Source organism: Dysosmobacter sp. Phy (genome assembly GCF_054476235.1).
Map to the genome: position 1 here is coordinate 185,270 of NZ_CM136997.1, position 22,637 is coordinate 207,906.

Annotated in this window: 23 protein-coding genes and 1 pseudogene; 2 read left to right on the plus strand and 22 right to left on the minus strand. The window is 53.5% G+C overall.

The features are described from left to right. Positions 1-145: 145 nt before the first annotated feature. From ACVDHE_RS00815 to ACVDHE_RS00855, 9 genes and pseudogenes are all read right to left on the minus strand, one after another. Positions 146-1,081, minus strand: coding sequence for a recombinase family protein (locus ACVDHE_RS00815; RefSeq protein ID WP_458885284.1), 936 nt, complete (start codon positions 1,079-1,081; stop codon positions 146-148). A 248-nt stretch (positions 1,082-1,329) separates the two neighbouring features. After that, entirely contained in the window at positions 1,330-1,971 is a 642-nt protein-coding gene (locus ACVDHE_RS00820) for a recombinase family protein (protein ID WP_458885285.1), read from the minus strand. 23 nt (positions 1,972-1,994) lie between these two features. Further along, positions 1,995-2,489, minus strand: a complete 495-nt coding sequence (locus ACVDHE_RS00825) for an arsenate reductase/protein-tyrosine-phosphatase family protein (protein ID WP_458886145.1) — start codon at positions 2,487-2,489, stop codon at positions 1,995-1,997. A 55-nt stretch (positions 2,490-2,544) separates the two neighbouring features. Next, positions 2,545-2,940, minus strand: a pseudogene (locus ACVDHE_RS00830) (DUF1016 N-terminal domain-containing protein); the annotation flags it as partial. Positions 2,941-3,034: 94 nt separating this feature from the next. Further along, positions 3,035-3,784 carry a metallophosphoesterase family protein gene (locus tag ACVDHE_RS00835; protein ID WP_458885286.1) on the minus strand — a complete coding sequence of 250 codons (750 nt, stop codon included), beginning with the start codon at positions 3,782-3,784 and terminating at the stop codon, positions 3,035-3,037. Continuing rightward, positions 3,781-5,430: a recombinase family protein gene (locus tag ACVDHE_RS00840; RefSeq protein ID WP_458885287.1), complete on the minus strand. Its 1,650-nt coding sequence runs from the start codon at positions 5,428-5,430 to the stop codon at positions 3,781-3,783. The genes ACVDHE_RS00835 and ACVDHE_RS00840 overlap by 4 nt, the downstream gene beginning before the upstream one ends. Next, a complete protein-coding gene (locus tag ACVDHE_RS00845) occupies positions 5,427-6,176 on the minus strand; it encodes a recombinase family protein (RefSeq protein ID WP_458885288.1) in 750 nt (249 codons plus the stop codon). Before ACVDHE_RS00845 ends, ACVDHE_RS00840 begins: the two co-directional genes overlap by 4 nt. After that, a complete protein-coding gene (locus tag ACVDHE_RS00850) occupies positions 6,176-7,777 on the minus strand; it encodes a recombinase family protein (protein ID WP_458885289.1) in 1,602 nt (533 codons plus the stop codon). The genes ACVDHE_RS00845 and ACVDHE_RS00850 overlap by 1 nt, the downstream gene beginning before the upstream one ends. An 86-nt stretch (positions 7,778-7,863) precedes the next feature. Then, positions 7,864-8,007 (minus strand): hypothetical protein, encoded by a 144-nt coding sequence (locus ACVDHE_RS00855; RefSeq protein ID WP_458885290.1) that lies wholly within the window; start codon positions 8,005-8,007, stop codon positions 7,864-7,866. Positions 8,008-8,802: 795 nt separating this feature from the next. Between ACVDHE_RS00855 and ACVDHE_RS00860 the strand changes: the two genes are divergently transcribed. After that, positions 8,803-10,041: an IS110 family RNA-guided transposase gene (locus ACVDHE_RS00860; RefSeq protein ID WP_458885291.1), complete on the plus strand. Its 1,239-nt coding sequence runs from the start codon at positions 8,803-8,805 to the stop codon at positions 10,039-10,041. Between the two features lie 232 nt (positions 10,042-10,273). Here the strand turns inward: ACVDHE_RS00860 and ACVDHE_RS00865 are convergent, their stop codons facing one another. Next, positions 10,274-10,555, minus strand: a complete 282-nt coding sequence (locus tag ACVDHE_RS00865) for a helix-turn-helix domain-containing protein (RefSeq protein WP_458885292.1) — start codon at positions 10,553-10,555, stop codon at positions 10,274-10,276. Between the two features lie 555 nt (positions 10,556-11,110). Here ACVDHE_RS00865 and ACVDHE_RS00870 point away from each other — a divergent pair. After that, positions 11,111-11,461: a helix-turn-helix transcriptional regulator gene (locus tag ACVDHE_RS00870; protein WP_458885293.1), complete on the plus strand. Its 351-nt coding sequence runs from the start codon at positions 11,111-11,113 to the stop codon at positions 11,459-11,461. A gap of 60 nt (positions 11,462-11,521) precedes the next feature. Here ACVDHE_RS00870 and ACVDHE_RS00875 read toward each other — a convergent pair whose 3' ends face one another. The 12 genes from ACVDHE_RS00875 to ACVDHE_RS00930 all read right to left on the minus strand — a co-directional run bounded on the left by ACVDHE_RS00875 (position 11,522) and on the right by ACVDHE_RS00930 (position 22,531). After that, positions 11,522-11,698 carry a cysteine-rich KTR domain-containing protein gene (locus tag ACVDHE_RS00875; RefSeq protein WP_458885294.1) on the minus strand — a complete coding sequence of 59 codons (177 nt, stop codon included), beginning with the start codon at positions 11,696-11,698 and terminating at the stop codon, positions 11,522-11,524. Positions 11,699-11,773: 75 nt separating this feature from the next. Next, positions 11,774-12,154, minus strand: coding sequence for a response regulator (locus tag ACVDHE_RS00880; RefSeq protein WP_458885295.1), 381 nt, complete (start codon positions 12,152-12,154; stop codon positions 11,774-11,776). A gap of 105 nt (positions 12,155-12,259) precedes the next feature. Then, positions 12,260-12,829, minus strand: a complete 570-nt coding sequence (locus tag ACVDHE_RS00885; RefSeq protein ID WP_458885296.1) for a DUF6935 domain-containing protein — start codon at positions 12,827-12,829, stop codon at positions 12,260-12,262. A gap of 42 nt (positions 12,830-12,871) precedes the next feature. Further along, positions 12,872-13,981: a hypothetical protein gene (locus tag ACVDHE_RS00890; protein ID WP_458885297.1), complete on the minus strand. Its 1,110-nt coding sequence runs from the start codon at positions 13,979-13,981 to the stop codon at positions 12,872-12,874. 15 nt (positions 13,982-13,996) lie between these two features. Continuing rightward, on the minus strand, positions 13,997-15,340 hold the full coding sequence (locus ACVDHE_RS00895) for a TPM domain-containing protein (protein ID WP_458885298.1): 1,344 nt from the start codon (positions 15,338-15,340) through the stop codon (positions 13,997-13,999). Positions 15,341-15,359: 19 nt separating this feature from the next. After that, the gene (locus ACVDHE_RS00900; protein ID WP_458885299.1) at positions 15,360-16,499 is read right to left on the minus strand and encodes a TFIIB-type zinc ribbon-containing protein; all 1,140 of its coding nucleotides are present in this window, start codon (positions 16,497-16,499) and stop codon (positions 15,360-15,362) included. A gap of 78 nt (positions 16,500-16,577) precedes the next feature. Continuing rightward, positions 16,578-17,771, minus strand: a complete 1,194-nt coding sequence (locus tag ACVDHE_RS00905; RefSeq protein ID WP_458885300.1) for a hypothetical protein — start codon at positions 17,769-17,771, stop codon at positions 16,578-16,580. Positions 17,772-17,864: 93 nt separating this feature from the next. Beyond that, positions 17,865-18,932, minus strand: coding sequence for a DUF5067 domain-containing protein (locus ACVDHE_RS00910; RefSeq protein ID WP_458885301.1), 1,068 nt, complete (start codon positions 18,930-18,932; stop codon positions 17,865-17,867). A 12-nt stretch (positions 18,933-18,944) separates the two neighbouring features. Beyond that, complete coding sequence (locus tag ACVDHE_RS00915) at positions 18,945-20,414, minus strand: hypothetical protein (protein WP_458885302.1); 1,470 nt, start codon at positions 20,412-20,414, stop codon at positions 18,945-18,947. A 71-nt stretch (positions 20,415-20,485) separates the two neighbouring features. Next, the gene (locus tag ACVDHE_RS00920) at positions 20,486-21,145 is read right to left on the minus strand and encodes a TM2 domain-containing protein (protein WP_458885303.1); all 660 of its coding nucleotides are present in this window, start codon (positions 21,143-21,145) and stop codon (positions 20,486-20,488) included. A gap of 104 nt (positions 21,146-21,249) precedes the next feature. Continuing rightward, positions 21,250-22,098, minus strand: a complete 849-nt coding sequence (locus ACVDHE_RS00925; protein ID WP_458885304.1) for a DUF4428 domain-containing protein — start codon at positions 22,096-22,098, stop codon at positions 21,250-21,252. A 25-nt stretch (positions 22,099-22,123) separates the two neighbouring features. Then, a complete protein-coding gene (locus ACVDHE_RS00930) occupies positions 22,124-22,531 on the minus strand; it encodes a hypothetical protein (RefSeq protein ID WP_458885305.1) in 408 nt (135 codons plus the stop codon). Positions 22,532-22,637 lie beyond the last annotated feature (106 nt).

Genomic DNA, 22,637 nt, shown 5'->3' on the forward strand with positions numbered 1-22,637 from the left:
CTCCGCCGTCTCTGAAAACCAGAACTTTTTGCACAGCAAAACACCCCGAAAACCATCGTTTTCGGGGCGTCCTGTGTGTAACCGCTACAATCTAGATTTCCTATTTCTCGCAAATTTGCTTTCTTTCCGTCGGCCAAGTTCACACTCACAGTTCTATCTGCATATCTGCCGTGCGTTTGATTTGTCCCTTCATCTTCTGCACTTTGTCAAAGGTCTCCTGATCAATGATCGGCTCATGAGCATTCTCCACCAGGTACATCTCCTTTTGCCCTGTGTTCTTCACCTGCTTCCCCGTCAAGAAATCCGGCGTGTAGGTCTTCTGCATCAGCACTTGGCCCACATATTTTTCATTGCTCAGCATCCGGTCAATGGTGGAGGTACTCCACTCCGTCTTTCCGGTGACCGTCTTGATGCCGTGAGATTCCAAATACTTTTTGATCTTCCGCACACCGTTTCCCTGGATGTAGAGCTCAAAAATCTTTCGGACGATCTCGGCCTCCTCCGGTACGATCTGCAGCACTCCATCCGGCCCCTTGGTATACCCCAGAAACTGCCTGTGATTCAAAATGGTTCTCCCGCTCCGCATGCGATTCTGAATGCCAAATTTGATGCTCTCGCTGCGAGTCTGGCTCTCTGCCTGCGCAAAGGCAGCATACAAATCAATCACGCTGTCTGGTGTCTTCATGGTAAAGATACCTCCTAACTCAATGTAGATTCCTACATTCATTTGTTTCAGCTTTCTGATGGTGGCAATGGCTTCCCGGGCATCTCTCCCAAAGCGGCTGAGTGATTTGACGAGGATCAAATCGATCTTCCCTCTCCGGCAGTCTCTCAGGAGCTTCCGATAGCCTGGACGGTTTTTCGTGTGCAGCCTCGATGCTTGGTCCGCGTAAGCAGCCACGAATCGCCACATGGGATTACTCTGAATAAAAGCTGTATAATACGCGATCTGGTTTTCCAGGCTTGAATTTTGTTCCTCCTGATTCGTGCTGGTACGGCAATAGGCTGCAACCCGCAGCTGCTGATCCCAAATAGGGTGGTCCTTCTGCGTCTGGGGAATCTCGATCACATGCTGAAACATAAGAAGCCCTCCATGATACATACTGTCAACCAGTTTATCATGGAGGGCGGAAAAATGAAAAAGCTACATTCCGGTTCAAAGAACCAAAATGTAGCTTTTAACATGACCTAGTGATACAATCTGAACACCTAGTTAAAAAAGCCTTGCGGCGCAAGGCTTTCAGGGTTCGGCACAAATCCATAGCAGCGTTTTTGTGTCAAATTGAGGTATTGGAATTACACCCAAAAGGCATTCAGTAAAATTCAAGCTTACAGTTTCATTTTCATTTCTACCGTGTGCCTGATCTGTCCCTTCATTCTCTGCACTTTGTCAAATGTCTCCTGGTCAATGATCGGCTCATGAGCATTCTCTACCAGGTACATTTCCCTTTGCCCAGTGTTTTTCACCCGCTTCCCCTTCAAAAAAAACGACGAATAGGTCTTCTGCATCAGCACTTGGCCCACATATTTTTCATTGCTCAGCATCCGGTCAATGGTGGAGGTGCTCCACTCCGTCTTTCCGGTGACCGTCTTGATGCCGTGGGATTCCAAATACTTTTTGATCTTCCGCACACCGTTTCCCTGAATATAGAGATCAAAAATCTTTCGGACGATCTCGGCCTCCTCCGGTACGATCTGCAGCACTCCATCCGGCCCCATGGTATAGCCCAGAAACTGCCTGTGATTCAAAATGGTTTTCCCGCTCCGCATGCGATTCTGAATGCCGGATTTGATGCTCTCGCTGCGGGTTTGGCTCTCCGCCTGCGCAAAGGCGGCATATAAATCGGCTATGCTGTCCGGTGTTTTCATAATATCCCCCCACACTGTTGTAAAGCCTCCACCACTTTCACAATCTTGCAGTACTGTTCTTCCTTTTGCCGGTCCCAGTAATGCAGTTGCATCTACTTTCAAAAGCGGGATCTAATTGCTCACGCTCATTCATCCAGCGCACATGTTAGATACTCAAGCAGTCCTTGACAGCCCGCCGTCACATCTCTCCGGGTGGCCTCGAAATTCCCAGTGTACCATGGATCGGCCACCTCCTGGGCCAGTCGGCCAGCATACTCCGCCAAATGGCGGATCCTTTCCGCTGGGTCGCAGCAGAAAATACGACGCATATTGCGGACATTGGCCTGGTCCATGCCGATCAGCAAATCGCAATCTGCATAGTTGCAGATCGTCATCTGTTGGGCCGCGTGGCCTTCGCAGGAGTTTCCTTGTTCCGCCGACTTTCGGTGGGCCGGCGGATAATCCGGATTGCCGATTGCTTCCCGACTGGTAGCAGCTGCGGAAATGTAAAACGACTTCCCCATCGCAGACTTTTCCGCCAGATTTCTCATTACAAACACGGCCGTTGGTCTCTTGCAAATTATGCTGTGACTTGCAAGAAGAATCCTCGTTACCCTGCCTCTCCTGTTCCGGTTCGTCACAGTCAATATTGCCTGTGCCTGTCGAAACAACGAAATCTGTTTGCTCATGTGCGGAATCGCTGATTTGCCGCAGCAGCTCCGCCTTTGACCATCTAAACTGCAAGGCAGCCTGGAGATACCAGTGCCGCTGATCCATGCACAAATCCGCCTCCATGATAACCACGTTCTGCGTCCACCCAATCAGGAGAGCCTCACGCAGAATGTCAGGTGCAGTTTCATAGGTCCGGAAAAATTCCCGCATCCGACGGAGATTCTGCGGAGAAAACCCAGAGTTGTCGGGACACTTGACCGCAAGATACTCTGCTGCCGCCACAGCGGCTCCTTTTTCTGTTCTGGCGCTGACTAGTTTCCCGATTTCGAGATACAGCTCCATCTGCGGCAGGTTTCTTCCAAGCGCCTGATCCAAACCAGTGTACATTGCGCTGTAATCAACGGGCTTTCGGATGTTCATGGACTTCTCCTTTCCGGCGCGGTGCGCCTTATTCTGCGATTCACGGCAAAGAGAAATACGGCATATCTTTGCCGCACTTCTCTTTGCCGTGACTTTATATGACCTGCACGATTGGTTCCCAGAGCAGGATATGCTTATTGTCGATTGCCTGATTGCGGTGGTAGTGCCCAAACAGCCAGTAATGATACCGGGCCTTTTCCCGTATCTCTTGGAGGAAATCCGTGAGAGGGTCCGCCTTATTGCGAGGATTGATGGCCAGGGCAAGATTAGTTGGGGCACAGTGGGTTATGATGTAATCTATCGCCCAATCATGTTCTTCGAGACTATGCCGAGCCCTGGTATACTCCTCCTCTGAAGGAAGTTCCTCCGGCCACCATGACTCCCCCAATACCCGGTACCGCCGTTTCCCCTGTGTCTGGAGCATCATGAGTTGGGTCTTAAAATCTGGTGCGTTTGGGTCCAGGATTCCATCTTCCACATCATGGCTCCTGGCCCCGCCCATGGTGAAGAAGGTATATCCTTCGAGCTCAAACACCTGCCCACGCGCAAGGTGCAGGATGTTGGGCCGTACCCGATGCACCATACCCCCGTGCCACATTTCAGTTGGTAGGTCAGCGAGAAGTGCGTAGTTCTCATGGTTCCCGTCTACCCAGAGGGTCGTCCACGGTTTGTCATTCAGCCAGTCCAACCAATAATTCTCCTCCTCGGAATCTTCCCAGAGCCCCCCGAAGTCACCGCAGATGATAATACAATCGTCACGGGTCATACTGTTTTGTTCGGGGAAATATTTTCTTCCAAACCTGCGGAAGGTTCCGTGGCAGTCTCCTGTGGCATAGACGCTCATGCCGTTACACTCCTTTCGGCTCCTTCCAACGCCTGCTCGATCTCCGCTCCGCTGCGGAATGTCACTCTGATCCTGGTCTGGTCCAGCACCGTCACCTTCTCCAACAACTGATAGAGCACATCCTCTTTCCACTCTGTGATCCAGGCCGCAGTCTCCGACAGCGCTGCCTCCGCAGCCTTAACTCGGCGGTACATCTGTTCATTTTCACGGTGGAGCTTCTCCACCTGCGTCCGGCGTTCCTTCAATTCCGCCATGGCGGTGGAGATACTGCGGAATCGCTCGGCATTCTCTGTGCTGTCTGCAGAGAGAGAAGCTTCTTTCAGCAGATGATCGAACTGTTTCGACAGGTTCTCCAGAGCTCGGTCAATATCGGAGATGCTTAATCCTTGGCCAGGGACGGGGAGCATTTCCTGTCTCATCGCATCAACCAGCCGGTTTTTCAGTTCATCCTGACTGGACATCATCTGATTGACAGCGGATAAAATCGCCTCTTTCAGCACTTCTTCATCGATCGTGGCGGAGTGCTTGCAGTATTTCGTTCCATAGGTTAGCCGGCTGATGCACCGCCACACTGCCCGCTGATAGCCCTTTCGTGACCAAACGCATCGGCGGTAAGCGGTTCCGCACTTGCCGCAGAAGAGGAGGTTGCTGAGTATGTACTTGCCGCTGTACTTGCACCGGCCCGTTGGCGCGCTCTTTCTATTCCCTCCGGTGCGGGCTCGCCGGCGGGCAAGCTCCAACTGCGCGGCATCGAATTCCTCCCGGCTGATGATGGCCGGGTGATGATTTTGAATGAGATACTTCGGGAGCTGGCCCGTGTTTTGGATAACCTTTTTGCTGATGCAGTCCCGAATAAAGGTCTTTTGGAGCAATGCGTCACCGCAGTATTTCTCATTGGTCAGGATACTCTGAATGCGGGCAGGGGTCCACTCTGTCTTTCCTGTGACAGTCAGGCAGCCCTTTTCTTCCAGAGCTGCTTTGATGGTGCGAAGAGTATCTCCTGCCAGGTACCGCTGGTAGATGAAGCGAACGATCTCTGCCTGCTCCGGCACGATCACGGCCTTTCCATCCGGCCCGCGCTCATATCCCAGCAGCCATTTGTAATTCAGCAGTACATGACCGGAACGCATGGCCTGCCTCATCCCCCACGCGACGCGAGAACTGGTGTTCTCGCTTTCAGACTGCGCAAATGCACCATAGAGCGTAATGAGGAATTCGCTCTCCGGGTAGATGGAGTTGATGTTCTGCTCCTCAAAGATGACCGGAATTCCCAGGTTCCGAAGTTCCCGCGTGTAGTTAAGCGTATCCACCGTGTTCCGTGCAAATCGAGAGACTGATTTCGTGAGGATCATGTCGATTTTTCCCTGCCGGCACTGCCGGATCATCCGCAGGAAACCCTTGCGTGAGCAGGTTGATGTTCCAGTCTTTCCCTCATCCGCAAACACATCTACCATCGTCCATGTCGGTTCTCCCATAATTTTGTCGGTGTAATAGTCACGCTGATTTTCATAACTGGAAAGCTGTTCTTCATCGTCGGTAGACACCCTGCAGTAGGCTGCCACCCGCAAGCTTCGCTTACGTTCTTGCTCTTGAGCCGTTTCCTCCTTTGCGGGGATCATAATGACATTTGGGGCAATTTCTTTCATTTCAAAGCTACTCCTTTCACTAATTGTCGGTTTTTCAGCAGAACACTGACTACCCCATCAATGTATGTGACTTTTCGGACGCTCTCACGGAGCAATTCCTGATCCAGTTTTGTTAAAAGGCTTTGCCCCCGGAACAGGTTTTGCAGACGTTTGGTCTCATATTCCTCAACTCCGATAACATTCAACTGCAGCGAAGCCAGATGAACCGCCATAGAGCGGATCTGTGCTTCATCCACTGGCGGTGAATGAAGCGCATCGTCCATCTGCCGCCGGAGTGCGCTGATCTCTGTATTGTCTTTTGGTCCCGCTGCAAAGGAGATCCTATCGGGTTCTTCAATTAAGCAGTTCAGGATTCCTATCACCTGCCCCTCCACCCAGGCGGGCGGCGTACTACCGCATAGGCGCCGCAGTTCTTTTTGAGCCGGAGTCTGGTAGTGGGGCGGCAGTCGTTCCTGTTTGGAAACCTGCGATGCATCAAATTGTTCTTGCTTCAGGATCTGGGGAAATCCTCCCTCTCCAATGTATCTCCTGTCCTCCAGAATACGAGCCACCATATTCTTGTTCCAAGGCTTTCCGACATCATAGGGAATCCCTCGCTCCTGAAGGGTTCCCACCAAGGTGCCGTAGGTCGCGCCCGCAAGATATGTCTCAAAGATCCATCGAACCGTCTCTGCTTCGCTCTCATGAAGAACGATTTCTCCATGTTCGATTCGATACCCAAACGGCTGTTTTCGAATGCTTCTCACTACCGCACCGTCCTTTCTATCCGCTCTGTGAGCTCCAGTCCATTGATCAGGCGGAACCGCAGACAATCTACATTTTCCACGATGATTTTCTCAACAAGCTCGCTGAACAGTTCCTCATCGAACTCCGGAAGGAGTTCCGGCCCAGATTCCAGAGCGTCTGTAATAGCCAAGGTCTGTTGGATCGTCTGATCCTCCTCGGCCGCCAGAAGGCGCTCTTTTTCCAGCTTTGCGGTGCGGAGCTGTTCAGCCAACCTGTCGCGTCGTGATATAAAGAGATCAGGATCGACAAGCCCTTGCTGTTTCAGCTGGGCCAGAAGTCGATCCTGACTGATAATGTCCGCGATTCTGTCATTCAGTTTTACAATGTCCATACTCCATAGCATTCTTGCCTCTCGGGCTGCCTGGAGATCCTTGAGGAGCTGCTTAAGAATATTGATCCCCTGATGGCGGAGCTTATAGTACATACTTAAGAACGCCGCCTTAATCTGCTGTTCGGGAATCCGAGCAGTTTGACAACGTTCAGGGTAGCGGTTGTGCGTTTGACAAATCCAGCAGACTGATGTTCCATCAATGCTCTTTCTTTTGAACGTTGAACCACAGGTCTGGCAGATTATTTTCTTGGAAAACACGTACTTTTCTTGAGGCTGCGGATGTAAAGCCTCCCTCCGCCTCTCCAGAAGTTTTTGTACTTGTTCAAACGTATTTCGGTCAATGATAGCGGGATGCGAGTTTTGGATGTAGTATTTCGGATATTTTCCATGATTCTTAACGATTCGATGAGGAAGGGACTTTGTTGTATAGGATTTCTGGACCAGTGAATCTCCGACATATTTTTCATTGCTCAGAATATAGCCGACTGCGGTCATCCCCCAGCGAGGTCCCCCTGCTCTGGTAGGGACTCCATATCGAGATAGATCCTTAGCTATACTTTCCAGGCTCTGCCCTGACAAGTATTGCCGGAAAATATACCGAACGACCTGCGCCTCATTTTCATTGATTTCTAATTTTCCTTTGACCAAATCATAGCCAAGCGGTGCGTTGCAGGTGATGAACTTTCCGGCCTTCATCCTCACCTGATAGCTCCATCGCATCCGTTCGGAAATGGCTTCGCTTTCCTTCTGCGCAAGCATTGCGAAGATGGCTGTCAAAAGTTCACCGGATAATTTAGAGGTGTCAATCTTATCTTCTTCGAAGCAGACCACAATGCCCAGTGATTTCAGTTCCCGAATAGCCTCCAGGCTTTCTTTGGCGTTTCTGGCAAACCGCGAAGAGGATTTGACCAGGACTTTATCAATTCGTCCCCGGCGGCAGTCTGCCAGCAGCCGCAGGAAATCGTCTCTCTTTTCTGTCGAAGTCCCTGTGATTCCTTTATCCGCATATACATCAACAAACTCCCAGTCAGGATTCTGGTGTATCAGTTCCGTATAGTGGGCGGACTGAGCCGCAAAGGAGTGGAGCTGATCCTCGGAATTACTGCTGACGCGGGCATAGGCAGCTACCCGCAGCTTCCGTGTTCGTTCCTGGCTGACAGCGGGGATCGCGATTACCCTCGGTGCCTGATCCAGGGCCAACGACCCGACCGCTTTGCGCTCTCTGCTCATGAGTCCCCCTCCTCTTTTCAGCAACACACACTACCACACTCCTGATCAAATAGCCATACTTAAAAGAGATGAGAAAGCCCGAATCATTATATGAAAATGACAATGTCTGCGCCGATATCCACCTTGAGTCGAGCTGCAATTTTTCTCGCCTCTGCCCTGCTGATGAGTCCCGCATTCTTCAGGATCTGGAGCATATTTATCAACCCCAGATAATTGACATTGGCATCCATTTGAAGCTCCTTTCTGCGAAAAAGCAAAGGAATCGTGTTCCTTCGCTGACAGTAATCATTGAATCAAGGGGCTGCTCCAGATAGTTTCGGAGAACAATACGGCGTTCCATTACTCTGGAGCAGCCCCTATTATGTTTCTTATCGTACAGCGCTGTGCTGTACCTTTTCCGGCTCTATTCGACACTACTTCCCGAGCCGCGGGCGACATACGAACCGGCGGCTGGCGCCGCCCTCCGGGAATCTCACCCCTCCGAGGATCGCTCCGAGGTGCCCCCATCAAAATGGCTGGACACAGAGTACCATTATAGGCTTACGGGATCATTGCGAAACAGCTTGCCAAAGCTGTTTTGGGCTGGGTGGACCCGCTCTGCACCTTTCATGGCCGTCGTCTTTTATAGATCTGCAGAGAGAAGATATTCTTTCCGCAAATTCTACAGGTGGTCCTCGCGCACCCGCCGTATCGCTGCCTCCCCTCGTCAGGGAGCCCATAAGCTGACGTTAGTTCGCTGCCGGATCTGACTGCATGATACACAGTATTTTTCAACGCCTCATGAAATGCCATCACAGCTGAGAATGAAAATATAGTCTGTGCGTTAACCGAAGGATTTGCTAAACTGAAAACAGCAGGCGTAGTCCGGTTGCACCTTGGTGGATTTTCACCCCGTTTGTTCAACGTGGACGAGTTGCCCAAGAGAACAGCAGTATGTTGCGTCACGTAAGTGAAGAGCACGAGTAGCAAAGTTCGGATAACCCACCCGGGCAATTCCCAGCCTGCATAATTCAGGGAGGGATTTGATGCAAGACATATTGACCTGCGCCATGGGACTGGATATTCATCGTGACGTTATTGTTGCCTGTCTTGCCAAAGGTGAGCTGGGCACCGATCCGGAAATCGAGATTCGCTCCTTCAGCACACTTATCCCGGAAATGCGGAAACTGCGGGATTGGGTGTTGGAAGCAGAGTGCCGCTATGTCGCTATGGAGAGTACCGGGATCTACTGGCAGCCTATTTACGAAATGCTGGAGCCATGTTTTGATGGGCAGATCAGCATTCTGGTCGTGAATGCCCGCCACATGAAGAATGTGCCTGGGCGCAAAACGGATATGAGGGACGCGCAATGGATCGCCACATTGCTCCGTGCCGGATTACTAAAGGGAAGTTTTATCCCAGATAAGACCTTCCGGGAACTGCGGCATCTGACCCGGTATCGTAAGAGCATCGTTCGCGACATTACCGCCCAAAAGAATCGCATCGATAAATTTCTGCAAAGCTCCGGTTTCCGCTTCACAGCGTTTCTGGCGGACGCATTTGGCGCTTCCGGGCGAAACATCATCCGTCATCTCATGGAATACGGAAATATTTCGCGGGAAGCTCTGGACCGGTGCCTGAAAACGCAGACCCGGAAACGTATCGACGAAATACTGATTGCCTTGAACGGTTCGCTTTCGGAGCACCAGCGCGGCTTTCTTCGCATGATATTTGGGCACTTGGAAGCGCTTGAACAGCACCGCCATACTGTGGAGGACGCTATTACGAAAGAGATCACAAAGCACGAAGAGGCATTGAGCCTCCTGTGCTCCATACCGGGCATTGATGTAACTGCGGCAGCGGCCATTATCGCGGAGATTGGTACCGATATGAGTGCCTTTCCGGATTCACAGCATATATGCTCCTGGGCCGGTTTGAGTCCCGGTAACAACGAGAGTGCCGGAAAACGCAAGAGTGCTCACATTAACAAAGGTAATCCGTATCTGAAGAGTATGCTCTGCGAGGTGGGATGGGTCATCTCCGGAAAACGAAGCTTGTACCTCTCCGGTTGGTACTGGAGGATAAAACAGCGGAAGGGCGCTAAACGTGCAACGATTGCTTTGGCTCGCAAACTGCTGGCGCTGATTTACACGATGTTGAAGACAGGTTCTCCATACAACGAAGACTGTTTTGAGATCCGCAGAAAACAAAGTGAGCGCAAACGGGCCAGCCGTATGGTGAACGAACCGCAAAAGCTGGGGTACTTTGTGGTGGCACCAGGCTGAGTCCCACTGCTCCATACTTCGGCCGGCGACAGGTTTTGGCCTGCCGCTTTTTGTGCTGCGATGGTTTTTCATGAGGCGTTGAAAGCCTGTTTGTCAAGGTTCACACCCTCGCTACTTATTTTCGTAGCAAGGTGCATGAAAACCAATTTCTTTGGTCTTGGCTTCATTGTACAACTGGGCGTCTGTGCGCGACAGAAACATAATGACAGGTTTCTTGCCCTCTTTGTCAGGTTTAGAGTTCTGCTTCCAATTCAGACAGGAAAGATATCACTCTTTGAAGGGCCTGCTTCTTATTTCCGACTTCTTCGCCAAGAAGAAGGTAATCGAGAGAAACACCAAAACATTTTGCCAGATCAACAGAAAATTCAATTGATCCGGTTCGCTGGCTGTTTTCGATTTTCACGATGTAAGTGCTTGTCACATTTATTTTTTCAGCAAGCTGTTCTTGGGTGAGTCCACTTTTTTTACGCAGGCTCTTGATTCGGGTGGCATAAGCATCTCTTTCAAAACCCATTCATGCTTTCTTCCGATCTGTGAAATATAAGCGCAAACCAAATTTCAGTTCGGAGGGTCTCGACACCCTGCAGGAAAATTACAATATAAAAGTGATTTACCGCTTTTACACAAAAGTATGGAGTCGGCAATCTGTTCAAGAGCTACATTAAGAAGTCCAGGGAGAGGGTCGGGGACAGTAGTCGGAGGTTTTTCATCCTTTCTGACTTGTCTAACCTGCGCATCCCGATATTTTCTTGATTGCCTCCCTCGTGCTGTTCTGAGAGCAGTGTGACCCGGCTTGACCAGGCGGAACAACTTAATGCGGCAGTTGGTGCCTACCATGTCGCATATTTCCTTTCGCCCGCTCACGCGGCCGGCACACAGACAGCCAGCATCTCCTCCTTCTTAAAAATGTTTTGATCTTCGGCAAATGCGGCTGCCTTGCCGATACTATGATTCAGTTTTATTGACTCCAAATACATCGAACAGTGTATCGCGTTACACCTAATAGGAGAATTGTGTCGCATTCAATGAAAAAATGATGTAATGTAGAATATCTTTGAGGTGAATTGCGATGTATGACTTCTCCTATCCACTGGGAAATGCGGTGAAGAGTACACGTTATCAGCGCGGCCTGACACAACTTCAGGTAGCAGACATGGCTGATATTGATGTGCGAACTGTGATGAATATTGAAAACTACAAGGCAAATCCTAAAATGGAAGTGCTGTACCCTTTAGTTCGCGCCCTTCGTATTGATGCCAGAACCATTTTTACCCCTGAGCTGCAACGAGAAGCTCCAGCGCTTCAACAGCTTCGCTTAATGGTAGAAGAGTGCAATGAACAGGAGGCAGAATCTCTGATTCCTGTGATAGAGTCTGTTCTCTCTGCACTTCGAGCGAAGGACACCATAGAGATTGGATAGAAAACATAAAAAAAGCAGAGCCTGCTGATCCCTTCATCCGGGAAAAGCAGGCTCTGTGCTTTAAGCATCTGGCTCGTCGCTCAATACCATCTTCAGTTTTACCACATTGACCAAGTACTCTTTTTTACACTTTTGGCAGTAAAGCGGGAATTTTACTAAAACAGTTTCTTCATATACCTTGACTTTTGTTTTGCTGCCGCATTGTGGACACCCTATCCACTTGGATTCATGCCGCATAGAAATCACCAATTCATTTTATTAATACGAGTTCAATAATTACATCTGATTTTTCTTCACTACCGTCCAATCATACTATGAAAAAGCCGCCAATTTTGCAAGCAAATAGGTCAGGGAACTGTCATAGAAGACGAAATCATCTGCCAAACCGACATTTTTTGCCTCCACGGCTACTTTGCGTACGACAGCTTGTTCCGGCCTGACCAGGAACAAGATCTTTATGTCCTGTTCGTTCTGCCGGATAGACCGGCAGATATCAACTGCCTGCTCCATATCCGCTTGATCTGCAATATCCAAGATCACTACATCAGCATGGAAAATATCAATGCCAACGACAGCCTGTGAATAATTGAGCTGGGCAGCCCATAGGAAATCAAGCTCCGGCTTTGATTGAAAGGACGCCGACAATCCCTGCCCGAGCATCTTATTGGATGATATAAATAGAACTGTTTTCATGATCGGCACCTTCTATCCAAATGCAAATGTTTTCCTGATTGATTTCGATGGGTATCCTGCCCCTCAGTCACACGATAGGATTCCTTGGTGAATCCTCCCTTTGGTTTACGCCCACGGGTCGGCGGCTTTTGGGGTGCGGACACCGGTGAGCAGATACTGCTCCCAGAGGAACCATTTTCCGTCGCTGCCACGCTGACGCAGCTTGATGGGGCGGGGGGCGTCCGCGCCGCCGCAGGGGATGAACAGCTTCATATAGCCCTGCTCCTCACCGGAGACATGGTTGCTTTCGACTCGGATGGTATACGGCTGTGCAGGCGTATAGTTGTTGTCAGGAGTGGAGCCCACAAAGTAGGTGAATGGCAGGTAGGTTTTTCCGTCCCGGAACCGGTCGTTCAGGAAGGAGAGGTCCTGCCCGTTCAACGGGCGCGGCCCCCGCAGCCAGTTGAGCATCTCCTGGCCGATCTGCCGGTCGGCAGCATAGGCGCACAGGGCCAGGACCGTCAGCGCCGCCGTCTGAAAGGGGGTGGCAAGGGTTGCCTCCGGGAGCGCCTGCATCTCAGTCAGGCTCTCAGGGAGCGCCGCGAAGGTGAAGGTTTCACTTTTGTTTCCGATGGATGTGGCTGCCGTCATAACGGTATCCATGGCAGAATTTTTCAGTTTGTCGAAAATGCTCATGCAGATTCTCCTTTCGCTCCTATAAATGCCCTGTTTTGCTCCTCAGCCATAGGTGCGCACCAGATCTAGGCAAATCATCTCTTCACCAAAGAAAGGCGGGCACACGCCGGTTTCCCAATCCTGCTCAATGTAGAGGTAATCGCCGGTGGGATCGATCCTCACCGGGAAACTCCCGCTGACAGAGTCGCCCATCCCGTCAGATAGCTCCAAACGAAGGCAGCCGTTCTCCATGCGCCAGATGCCGGTGTAAGCAAGTGTGTACTCCTGCCCGCCCTCCGGCTGGTGGTAGAGATTGACGATACCTTCATAGTCCGGCTCAGTACTGTCCCCCCAGCTGATTTCCATGTCCCAGTGTTCACAGGACCAGTTGGTGTAGGCCAGCTCCCAGGCCGTGGGCGGATCCCACCGGATGTCCCCGGGGAACTCCCAGTCATCGGGATAGTCTAGCCCGGTCACATCTCCCCAAATTGCAAAATCCAGCAGGATGGGATTCTCCGGATAGCCAGGTATACTGAGAGCATCGTATTCATCTACATCCGGAAACCATTCGCACATCGGGCCGTTGTCCGGCTCAAGGGTGATATGGACATCGGGTAAGGGGTGAGAATCATCCAGGTTTTTGAAGATCAGCACAGGCCGGGCACTTCTTGCCTGATAGAGGACCTCATCTGTGACCTCCCCCACTTCGAATTGGGAAGGCACCCATGTGATATGCTCTACGGTCAGCATGGTCGTTTCATCCCGGGGGACGATGCAAAACAAATCGCCGTAGCCCGGACCAAGGATATGTTCGGCCGGTACATGCAGCAGAAACGGCATCGCCTCGACCAATCCGGCACAGTTTTCCCGCAGCCAGTCGGACAGCGGGGCAGAGTCCCCCTGCTCCCGGTAGCCCAGGTAGGCCACTGCGCCGGCGTACTGGTCGTCGAATGCCATGGTGTCATACAACAGCTCCAGAGACTCCTCCGCCGGCTTCGGATCAACTCCCACACCAGAATCCTTTTCTCCCTTGCTGCCGGAAAGGGTTCCCGCCGCGCCGCCCGTTTCCATTTCAACGGGCGGTGTGTCTTTTCCTCCGCAGGCAGTCAGGCTCATAGCCAGCGCCATACACAGAAACACCGGCAGGAACCGGCGCCGGATCAAATGCTTCATGACGCGGCCCCCTTCTCAGAAGCTTCCGCTGCGGCCGCTGCCGCCTCCGCCGCTTTCGCTGCAGGTGCCGCCGCTTGAGCTTTCCTCCTGAATTTTGGTGCGCGTCTCGGTGGTGTGGGTATATTGGTCGTACTGCTGTGTGAGGTGCAGCCCCCCTTCAGTAAGGTACGCATTGGCCTCCTTCTTTTGACGGACCGACTTCATACCGCGCATGAGCCAGATACAGACAAGCCCTGTCGGCAGGCAGGCAAGAACCGCAACTGCAGGAAGGTACTCCCAAAAGTTCTCCCAGTAGGAAAGGCGCACCGGGTCGCCCGCATCGGCTTTGGTCAGAAATTCGTCACAGGCGTCCAGATAGTGGGAGATACCTCCGTACCAGTCATTGTCCCCAAAGTCGCCCAGGAATTGTTCCTCCAGCTTTTCCTGACCGAAATCGTCGAAGGCATATTCGGCATACTCGCCGTAGACGAACATGGCATAGTTCCGCTCCTCCATACTGAGCAGAACAATAATACCATCCCGGTCAGTTCCGAAACCGAGCTCACTGCCGTGGTAGAGCTGATAGGTGACCTCATATACACTGCCGTCTCCATAGTCCGTGAAATCATCTACCAGGGCGAAGTAGACACCGCAGTGCTGGCGGTTGGAAATGTCCGCGGCCCGGGCCTCCAGTTCCTCCCACTCCTCATAGGTCAGGAGGTCGCTGATATCAAACACGTACTGCATCCCGACGCTGTCGGGCTCGGACGCTTCGGGTATTTCCGGCACTTCCGGCGGTGTTGCCGGTGTTCCGGTGCCGGGGGCGTCCGGCGGGCAATTTGTAAGGATATAGTCCTCCGCTGCCTGCGCCATGGACTCCACCGCCTGGGTCAGCGCCACGGCGCTCATGGTGATGTCCTCGCCGTTCCAGGCCCGCTGGGCCATGGATGGTTCCACCGCGGTGCGGATGGCCTCAGCCAGAGCCTGGCTGCTGCCGCGATCTTCGCTCAGATTGGCGTAAATACACCAGCCGTCGGCAGGCATAGCGTAGGTGCCCGTGTCCTGCGGCTCCATCAGGATGGTCAGTGTAGCGCCTTCCTGTTCCTCTCCATAACCGTAACCATATCTGTCAAAGATCCCGGCGGCGGTATCGGAAATACTGTCATAGCTGGTCTGGGTCAGTACATCCACCCGCAGGTCGATTCCCAGTTTTTCCGAAAGCTCCGGGAGGGTCTCTTCGCCCTGCATGGTCAGCACAGCCGAGCCCAGCTCGTCCGTCTCATCATAGATCACGCCATATTCCGTTGCAGCCAGAGCCGGTATGCAAAGGGACAGGGCCAGCAGGAGAATCAGTGCAAAAATGGAGATTTTTTTCTTCATATCTGCTCCACCTTCTTTCTCACAGTACCAAGAAGACCGCCAGCACCGTGCCCAACACCGACAGAGGGGCGGCTATGGCAGCAAACAGGCCCCAGAACCTGCCCCAGCTGACGGGCAGGTCGCCCACCAGCTTGCCGGTTTGTCCGTTCATGGCAAAGAGGAAGTCCTTGCCCTTCCATTTGGTGTTCAGCATCCAGACAGGCATCAGCGCGTAATGCACCTTGCCCCGTTTCAGATTGACGCTGTCATGGATCAGTGTGCAGGTATGGTAGCCGGTTACCGTGTTGCGCAGTGCTGAGGACAAGGTTCCCTCACAGCGCTGGTCCGCCCGCTGCCGGCACTGCTCCACGGTCACATCAAATTTATCGGCCAGAAATCCGGGGAGATAGGCGGTGGAAAAGGGCTTTAATTCCTGATAGTCATAGGGCTCGATGGAGTCCATGTGATCGTCCGGCATCTTGCTGGAGGCGTCCACCGGTATTTTCTCAAAATTGACCATACCGGCCCGGTAGACGTCGTAGTGTTCGGTCTCGGTGATCTCATAGTCGCCGGAGCGGTATGTATGGGAGCGGGTGGCTTCGTAATAGGCGTCGCCCTCCGCCTCGCCGTCAAACATCCAGAAGGGGACATAGATCCCCTGGATCTCCTGCACATGGTTCTCCTGGGTAAATCTTTTGGGTAAGAGAATTTTACCTTTATAGTGGTTTTTAAGGGACTTGACAGCGTCCTCTTTGCTCAACTTGAACGGGATGATAAAATCCGGCCGCAGCTGTCCGGAGAACTGTCCCGGCACCACGGTGGGGTTGCCGCAGTAGGGACAGGATGTGGCCGCCGTGGTTTCATCGCAGATGAGCTCCGCACCGCAGCTGGGGCAGCTGTAGGCCCGCATACTGTCACCCTCCGCACCCCAGTCCTCGGAAAAACCGGATGTGTCCCACGAATCTCCGTCCACGAAAGATCCGCCTTGCCCGGCACTTGCGCTCTCCGTCGCCTGCTGGGCTGCCGCTGCCTTTTCTTCCTTCTCTGCGTAAAGCGCCTCGATCTCCGCTACATCGTAACTGGCGCCGCAGTATTCACACTCCAGCTTCCCGGACACTCCCACAAAGTGGAGCGGACCCGTACAAGCCGGGCACTGATAATTGGTTACCTGTGTTGGCATCGAAATGCCTCCTTTCCATACCGGTGCATAAGGCTCCATGCCGGAGCAGACCGGGAACAGCCCGGAATCCGCAGCAGTTCACCAGTCCGGGCTTTCGGTGAGCCAGCTGTCCAGCGTCAGGATAGACAGCTGCGATTCATATTTTGGCATAAAGGGCAGGCTGACACCGTTCTCTCCTGCGCCCAACACCATCTTCTCACCGCTGTAGTCGATCACAAGGGGATACGTATCCGAGATATAATACGGGCCGTCTGTGACGCCATAGTTTTCGCCGCCCACCAGGGACAGGCTGATGGTCACATAGCTTGGCCCATCCATGACGGATGTAATCGTCCAGTAACCGCTCCACATCTCTTCAAAGAGATCCGAGCCCTCGTACTGCCAATCCAGTCTGACACTTCCGCCGTTCTCATCCTCAGGGAAGAACCACAAGTAATAATTTGCAGTACGGCCCGTATCCCACGCCGCTGCCTGCACCGTCCAGCAGCCCTCAAGTCCGGGGGCGTAGATCCCGCTCCAGCCGTCTGCCAGCCACGGGGCAAGTTCAGAAGGCACGCCCCGCCATCCGTATTCCGTAAAGTCGAAGGAGAGGTAGTCTCCGGTTTCCGATATGCACGGCGCAAGATAGCTCATGGCGTCGAAGGACGGCCACCATTCGCAGCAGTTCCCGCTGTTGTCGGTGATCCAGACCTGTGTGTCGGCCTCATAGGCAACGCCGTCCAGATTGGCAAAGAGCAGCACCGGTTCCCCGCTTTCCGACCGATAGCAGACCTCAGTGTTCTCGTAGGTCTTTGTTTTCTCATTCCATTGCATACGGTTGATGCTAACACTCGCGTTTTCATCCACCGGCACGATGCAGTACAGATATCCCGTGCTGCCGATGATATGATTTTCGTCGATCTCTGCAAGGAAGGGATATGCCTCCAGCATGGCCTGGTCTGCCGCTGACAGCCAATCGCCCCCCGAATCTTCTTCCACATAGCCCAGATACGCTGCACCGAACATGGTCTGGGGAAAATCGATTCTGTCCCGCAGCCAAGCAAGAGATTGTTCCGCTTCCTCGGAAAATCCCGCCTGCGCCGGCTGTGCATCCGATCCCCCGGCCCCCGGGCGCGGCTTTTCCGGCGGTTTCTTATCGTGTTTACCAGGCGGAGTCTCTCCGTCAACGCTTATTTCTGCCCATAGTTGCTTCATTTGCGCACAGGCACAGAGAGACAGCATCAGAACCAGTGTCAGAAGAAACGCGATCACTCGTTTGGATGTCCTTTTCATAACTGCTCCTTTCAAACGTCATCGCTCCATACTATTGCGCAAACGGGGATCGCTCCGCCCCAAATGGGGTGGGAGCGATCCCCATTCTGGTTGTTATCCGATGCTTGCCGGCATGGGCTGGCCTGCTCCGATCAAGGGCAGATACCAGTCGTCATAGTAGTAGGGGAGATCTTCCTCAGCCACATCATCCCAGTAGGTACCCCACGGGCGCAGGTAGATGTCATAGTAGAATTCATCGTCTCCGTTTTCATAGTAGCCGTCGATGTGGATCATGTCCGGGTAATCCACCAGGCCCGGGTCCACGATCCAGTCTGCGTGTTCCAGGGCAATATCCGTGAACCATCCGCCCTCGGACATCATAGTGCCAAACTCGCCGGTCCCGGCTTCATCCAGGCTGACCGAGGCCGATACCATGGGCTCGGACTTTGTGTAGTCCTCATCCCATAGGGTGACGGTGCCGATGCCGTCCTCGCCGATGTCGATGGTGCCGCAGATGTCCCACCAGTCGCCCTCCATGTCCTCGTAATAGCCCCAGCAGCCGGTCATCATCCACCAGCCGTACCAATCGCCGTTCCACCAGTCGAGCAGCTGGCCGCCGCTGGAGGCGCCGGTGCCGCTGCCGGAAACACCGGAACCGCTGCCCTTGCCGCCGCCGGTCAGCGAGGCTGAGCCGCTGCCTGCGGATGCCCGGCTGACGGTGGACAGATCAATGGTGATGGAGTCGTTTTTGTCGCCCTCCATCTCCTCGAAAGTCACCTCTACCTCGCCGGTGGTATCATCCAGCTCAAAGGCCGTCTGAACCTCAACCGTGGCGCCGGGATCCACATTCTGATACTGGCTGTCGTCCACGTACTCCAAGGTTTCCTCGTTGAGATAGACTACGGCCATCTCCAGCTCTGTATCATTCTGGATAGCCGTTTCGTAAATGGACCAGAAATAGTCGGTGGTTTCCTCACTGTTGTTGGTGAAGTCCAGCGTCAAAACCAGGGCGTCGTTTCCCTCATAGTCCGTCATGATACTTGCGCCCTTGTAAAGAAGCTCAAAATCTCCCACTGTAAGTAAATTGGGATCCTCTGGCTCATCCTCCCCTTTGCCGCAGGCTGCAAGGCTGAGCAGTATCAGACCAGCAAGAAGCATGCAAAACAGTTTCCTCCGTTTCATGTTCAACCCTCCTTAAAAGCCGCTGAGCTTGAACGCCACCAGTTCCATGGCGGACTCGTCTGCCCGGTCTTCGGTCATAATCGCCAGGATACTGCCGTCGGCCAGCTTTGCTCCACAGCAGAACCAAGGGTAACTGGTGCCGAACAGATCACTGTCATCCGCCGCGCCGATATAGGTGCCGTCCTTGGTCCAGAGCACCACCTCACGCATATTTCCGTCCAGGGCCAGATAGCCATTTGCCGTCTCCGTAACAAAGGTGATGCTTCCCAGGCTGCCTCCGTCGGAATCCGCCAGGGTCAGCTGCAAGTTGCCTGCCGTATCATAGACAAACACTCTGTGTTTGCCGTCGCTTACGGAAGAACCGCTGACATAAATGTGGTTCTCATCCACCAGCAGATGGCTGATAATATCCACCTCTTTGAACACGATAGGCGCCGTTGCCACCGCACCGCCGGAGAGGGTGACCTTCTCGCACTCCGGGCCGGAGAACCAGCTGATGCCCCAGGTCCCGGACGGGTGCATGGCCACATAATCCGGTCCGTTATAGGACGCTGTCTGCGCACCGTCCTTCCAGCTGATCAGCGGCTCCAGGAAATCCGAAAGCCAGATCGTTCCGGTGGTATCGGCGCAAATCCCTTCGTATTCTGTATCCAGGGCGATATCCTCTGCAAATTTCAGGGATGTACCGTCGTAGTCATAGCGTTTCAGCGCGCCGTCCACCAGGAGGAACGCCTGATCCCCGGTGACAGCAGCGGCATGGTCGAAGGTTTCCTTGGTCACGATGCAGTCCGTGATGGGGAGCCACTGGCTGCTGAGCGTGTAGGTCCCCACCATGACGCTGTGAGGCTGGGCGGAGAAGGGTTCGCCCTCCCAGTACCAGGGACCGTCCTCGTTCCCGGTATCCTCCAGGTTGAACGTCAGTCCGGACAGCAGCTTATCCACCCGCGCGTCCTCGTACTCGCCGATGATCTCCAGGAACACGGTGGCACTGGCACCCTCCACGCGGCTGAGATACCGCAGGCAAGGAGAGCCCCAATAGTTCCCTTCGGCTTCAAGACAGTCAATGCCGCCGACGGGAGTAAAATCATAGGCTTGATTGACCGCATATTCGTACTCGTCAAAGCCGTAACTGGTGAGATAGTCGCGGAAGTACTCCGGATCTTCCACGGAAACTCGGATCTCCGCATTGATGATGTCCGAATCGCCTGCTTCATTGGGAATCGTCAGGATGATCTTGGAGTATGTTTCATCATCATAGAAATCGTCCTCTTCATAGACCCAGCCGTCCGCCTCATCGTAAGTAAGATCCCACAGATTGGCATTGATCGTCTTTGGGGACTTCGCTTCAGAAGATACTTCCGGCTCCGTTTCCTCCGGTGCCGGCTCCGGCGTTTCCGGTTCAGGGTTGCCGCAGGCAGTGAGGCTGAACAGCATCAGCGCCGTAAGAAATAGGCAAAAGATTCTCGCCTTTGTCTGTTTCATCATTCTCTCCTCCAATTTGGTCAGGCATATGCATAGTTGCTGATTCCCGGCGAATCAAATGCGATCCCCTTTTACTGCTTCCGGATGTAGTTTCCGTTTTTGTCAGTGAACTTTCCGGTGGCGATCTTGATCAGATCAATGAGGGTTCCGATGCCGAAGATGCCCAGCGTCAGCGTGTAGAGGATGCCCGTGCCGATCTTGCCCACATAGTAGCGGTGTACGCCGATGCCGCCGCAGAACAGGCACAGCAGCAGGGTGATCATCCAGTCCTTGGACGCTTCGCCGCCGACAGGAACCGCGGGCGCGACATAGTCCTCCACTGTCTCGCCGTTGAGGATCTTCTTCACAGTCTCGGTGACGGTGTCGATATAAGCGCCGCGCTCCGTGGCAAGGCCCACGGTCGCGCCCTTCACGCCCTTGCGCAGCACGCTGTTCTTATCCACGCGCATGCCGCCCACAGTCGTCGTGCTTTCCGAAATGACGGGCTGGATGCGGATGTGTGTGCCGTCTTTGAGGAAAAGCCAGAGGCCCACATCCAGGTTCGGCTCTTTTTCAAAGGCGATGCGCTGACCGGGGATGCCGCCTTTGAGCTTGAACGGCATCTGAAATGCTGCCGCGCGGGCATTGAGCTTCTCCATGATTTCTTCCAGCGTGGTGGAATAGGAAAGATCAAATTCACGGGGATTGGTTGCGAATGCAGCCTCTTTCATGCTGTCGGTAAAGTTTGACATAGTTTTTCTCCTTTCTTGAATCGGGTGGTTGAGCAGGAACGTGTTATGGTTACACACCGGTTATGGTATCGATGGGAATGTCTTTTCGGTCGGGAGAGCGATGCTCATCCGTTCACCGCGCCGCCGCAGAATTCGCAGCAGCCGCTGGCGTCCGGCGTGGTGGTGGCTCCGCAGAACGGGCAGGTCACCGCTGCCTTGGGGGCTGCGGCAGCGGCCGCTTCCTCCCGGGCCTGCTGCCGGACCTGGAGCAGCGCATCCCGGATCTCGCGGCCCATCTCCTCATATTGCCGGTATTCCACACTGGCGCGGACCTCCTCCGCGTTGGAGGTCAGGGAACCGCCTCTCATGCCGCCGAATCCTCCGCGCATACCGCCGCGGGGTCTGCGCATGGCGTCCGGCCCATCCAGCAGCGTCTCTTCATCGTTATCCACAGCGCTGCTGTTCAACTGGAACCGGATTTCGTTAAAGTAGGGATTGTTGACGTTGATCACGATGAAGAAGTTATAGGAATAGGCGTACCGCCTGGGATTGAAGCTCTTCCGCTCCCCATCCTGATCCTTGTATTCGATTTCCGTTTTGCTCTCGTCGATGTCCAGCTTGCAGCCGGTCACATCGGAGAAGGCCAGCACGTCCGGGTTGGCCTCCGCCAGATTTTTGGCGGAGGTGACCATGAACAGGCCCGCATCCTCATCCAGCAGCACTTTGGTGCGCTCGCCCAGAGTCCGGGTGGTGCGGAATGCGGCGACTTTTTCCTGATTCGCCTCCCGGTAGGCCAGCTGCTCCTGAATCTCCGCCACCGTGCTCTGTCGGCGGTCACTGAACCAGGGAGAGAGCTTGGCGGCGCAGTTTTTGCAGAGGTTCCCGTCCTCCAGCTTGCGGTTGCCAAGCAGCCCGATCTCACCGCCGCAGACCGAACACTCCTTCTTTTCAAACAACTTTCCAAAAAGTCCCATAACCCTCGTTCCTTTCTGAATTTGATTAAGTATCGATGGTATTCCTCACCTGCGTCGCGCCGTAGGCATACAAGCCCGGCAGCAGCAGATTGAGAACCAGGCTGGTGATGCTGAAGGATGCTCCGCCGATGAGCCCCGCGATCATGGAGCCGATGCTGATTCCGGCAATGAAAATGCCCCACTTGATGCAGCCGGCTGCCTTCTGGGGATCGCTGCAGGCGCCCAGCCCCTTGATACCTGCGATGAGCTGAATGACAGAGGCCAAAGTCACCAGAATAGAGCTGGCATAGAGCAAGCCGGTGCCCTTTGCGCTTCCCGACAGCGCTGCCAGGGTGCTGATGCTGAGGAGGGCAATCACACCCGTGATTGCAGCGATTATGCCGCCGACGATCATGAGAATGGACGTTACCTTCAATATTTTCTGTCCGTTCATTCGCAGCACCTCCTGATTTTGCTTTTACAAATTGGTTTGCGTATGATGGCTGTTCATCTCCATCAAAAAATGGCCTTTGGAGAAGAGCGCGCCGGACGGTCCAATG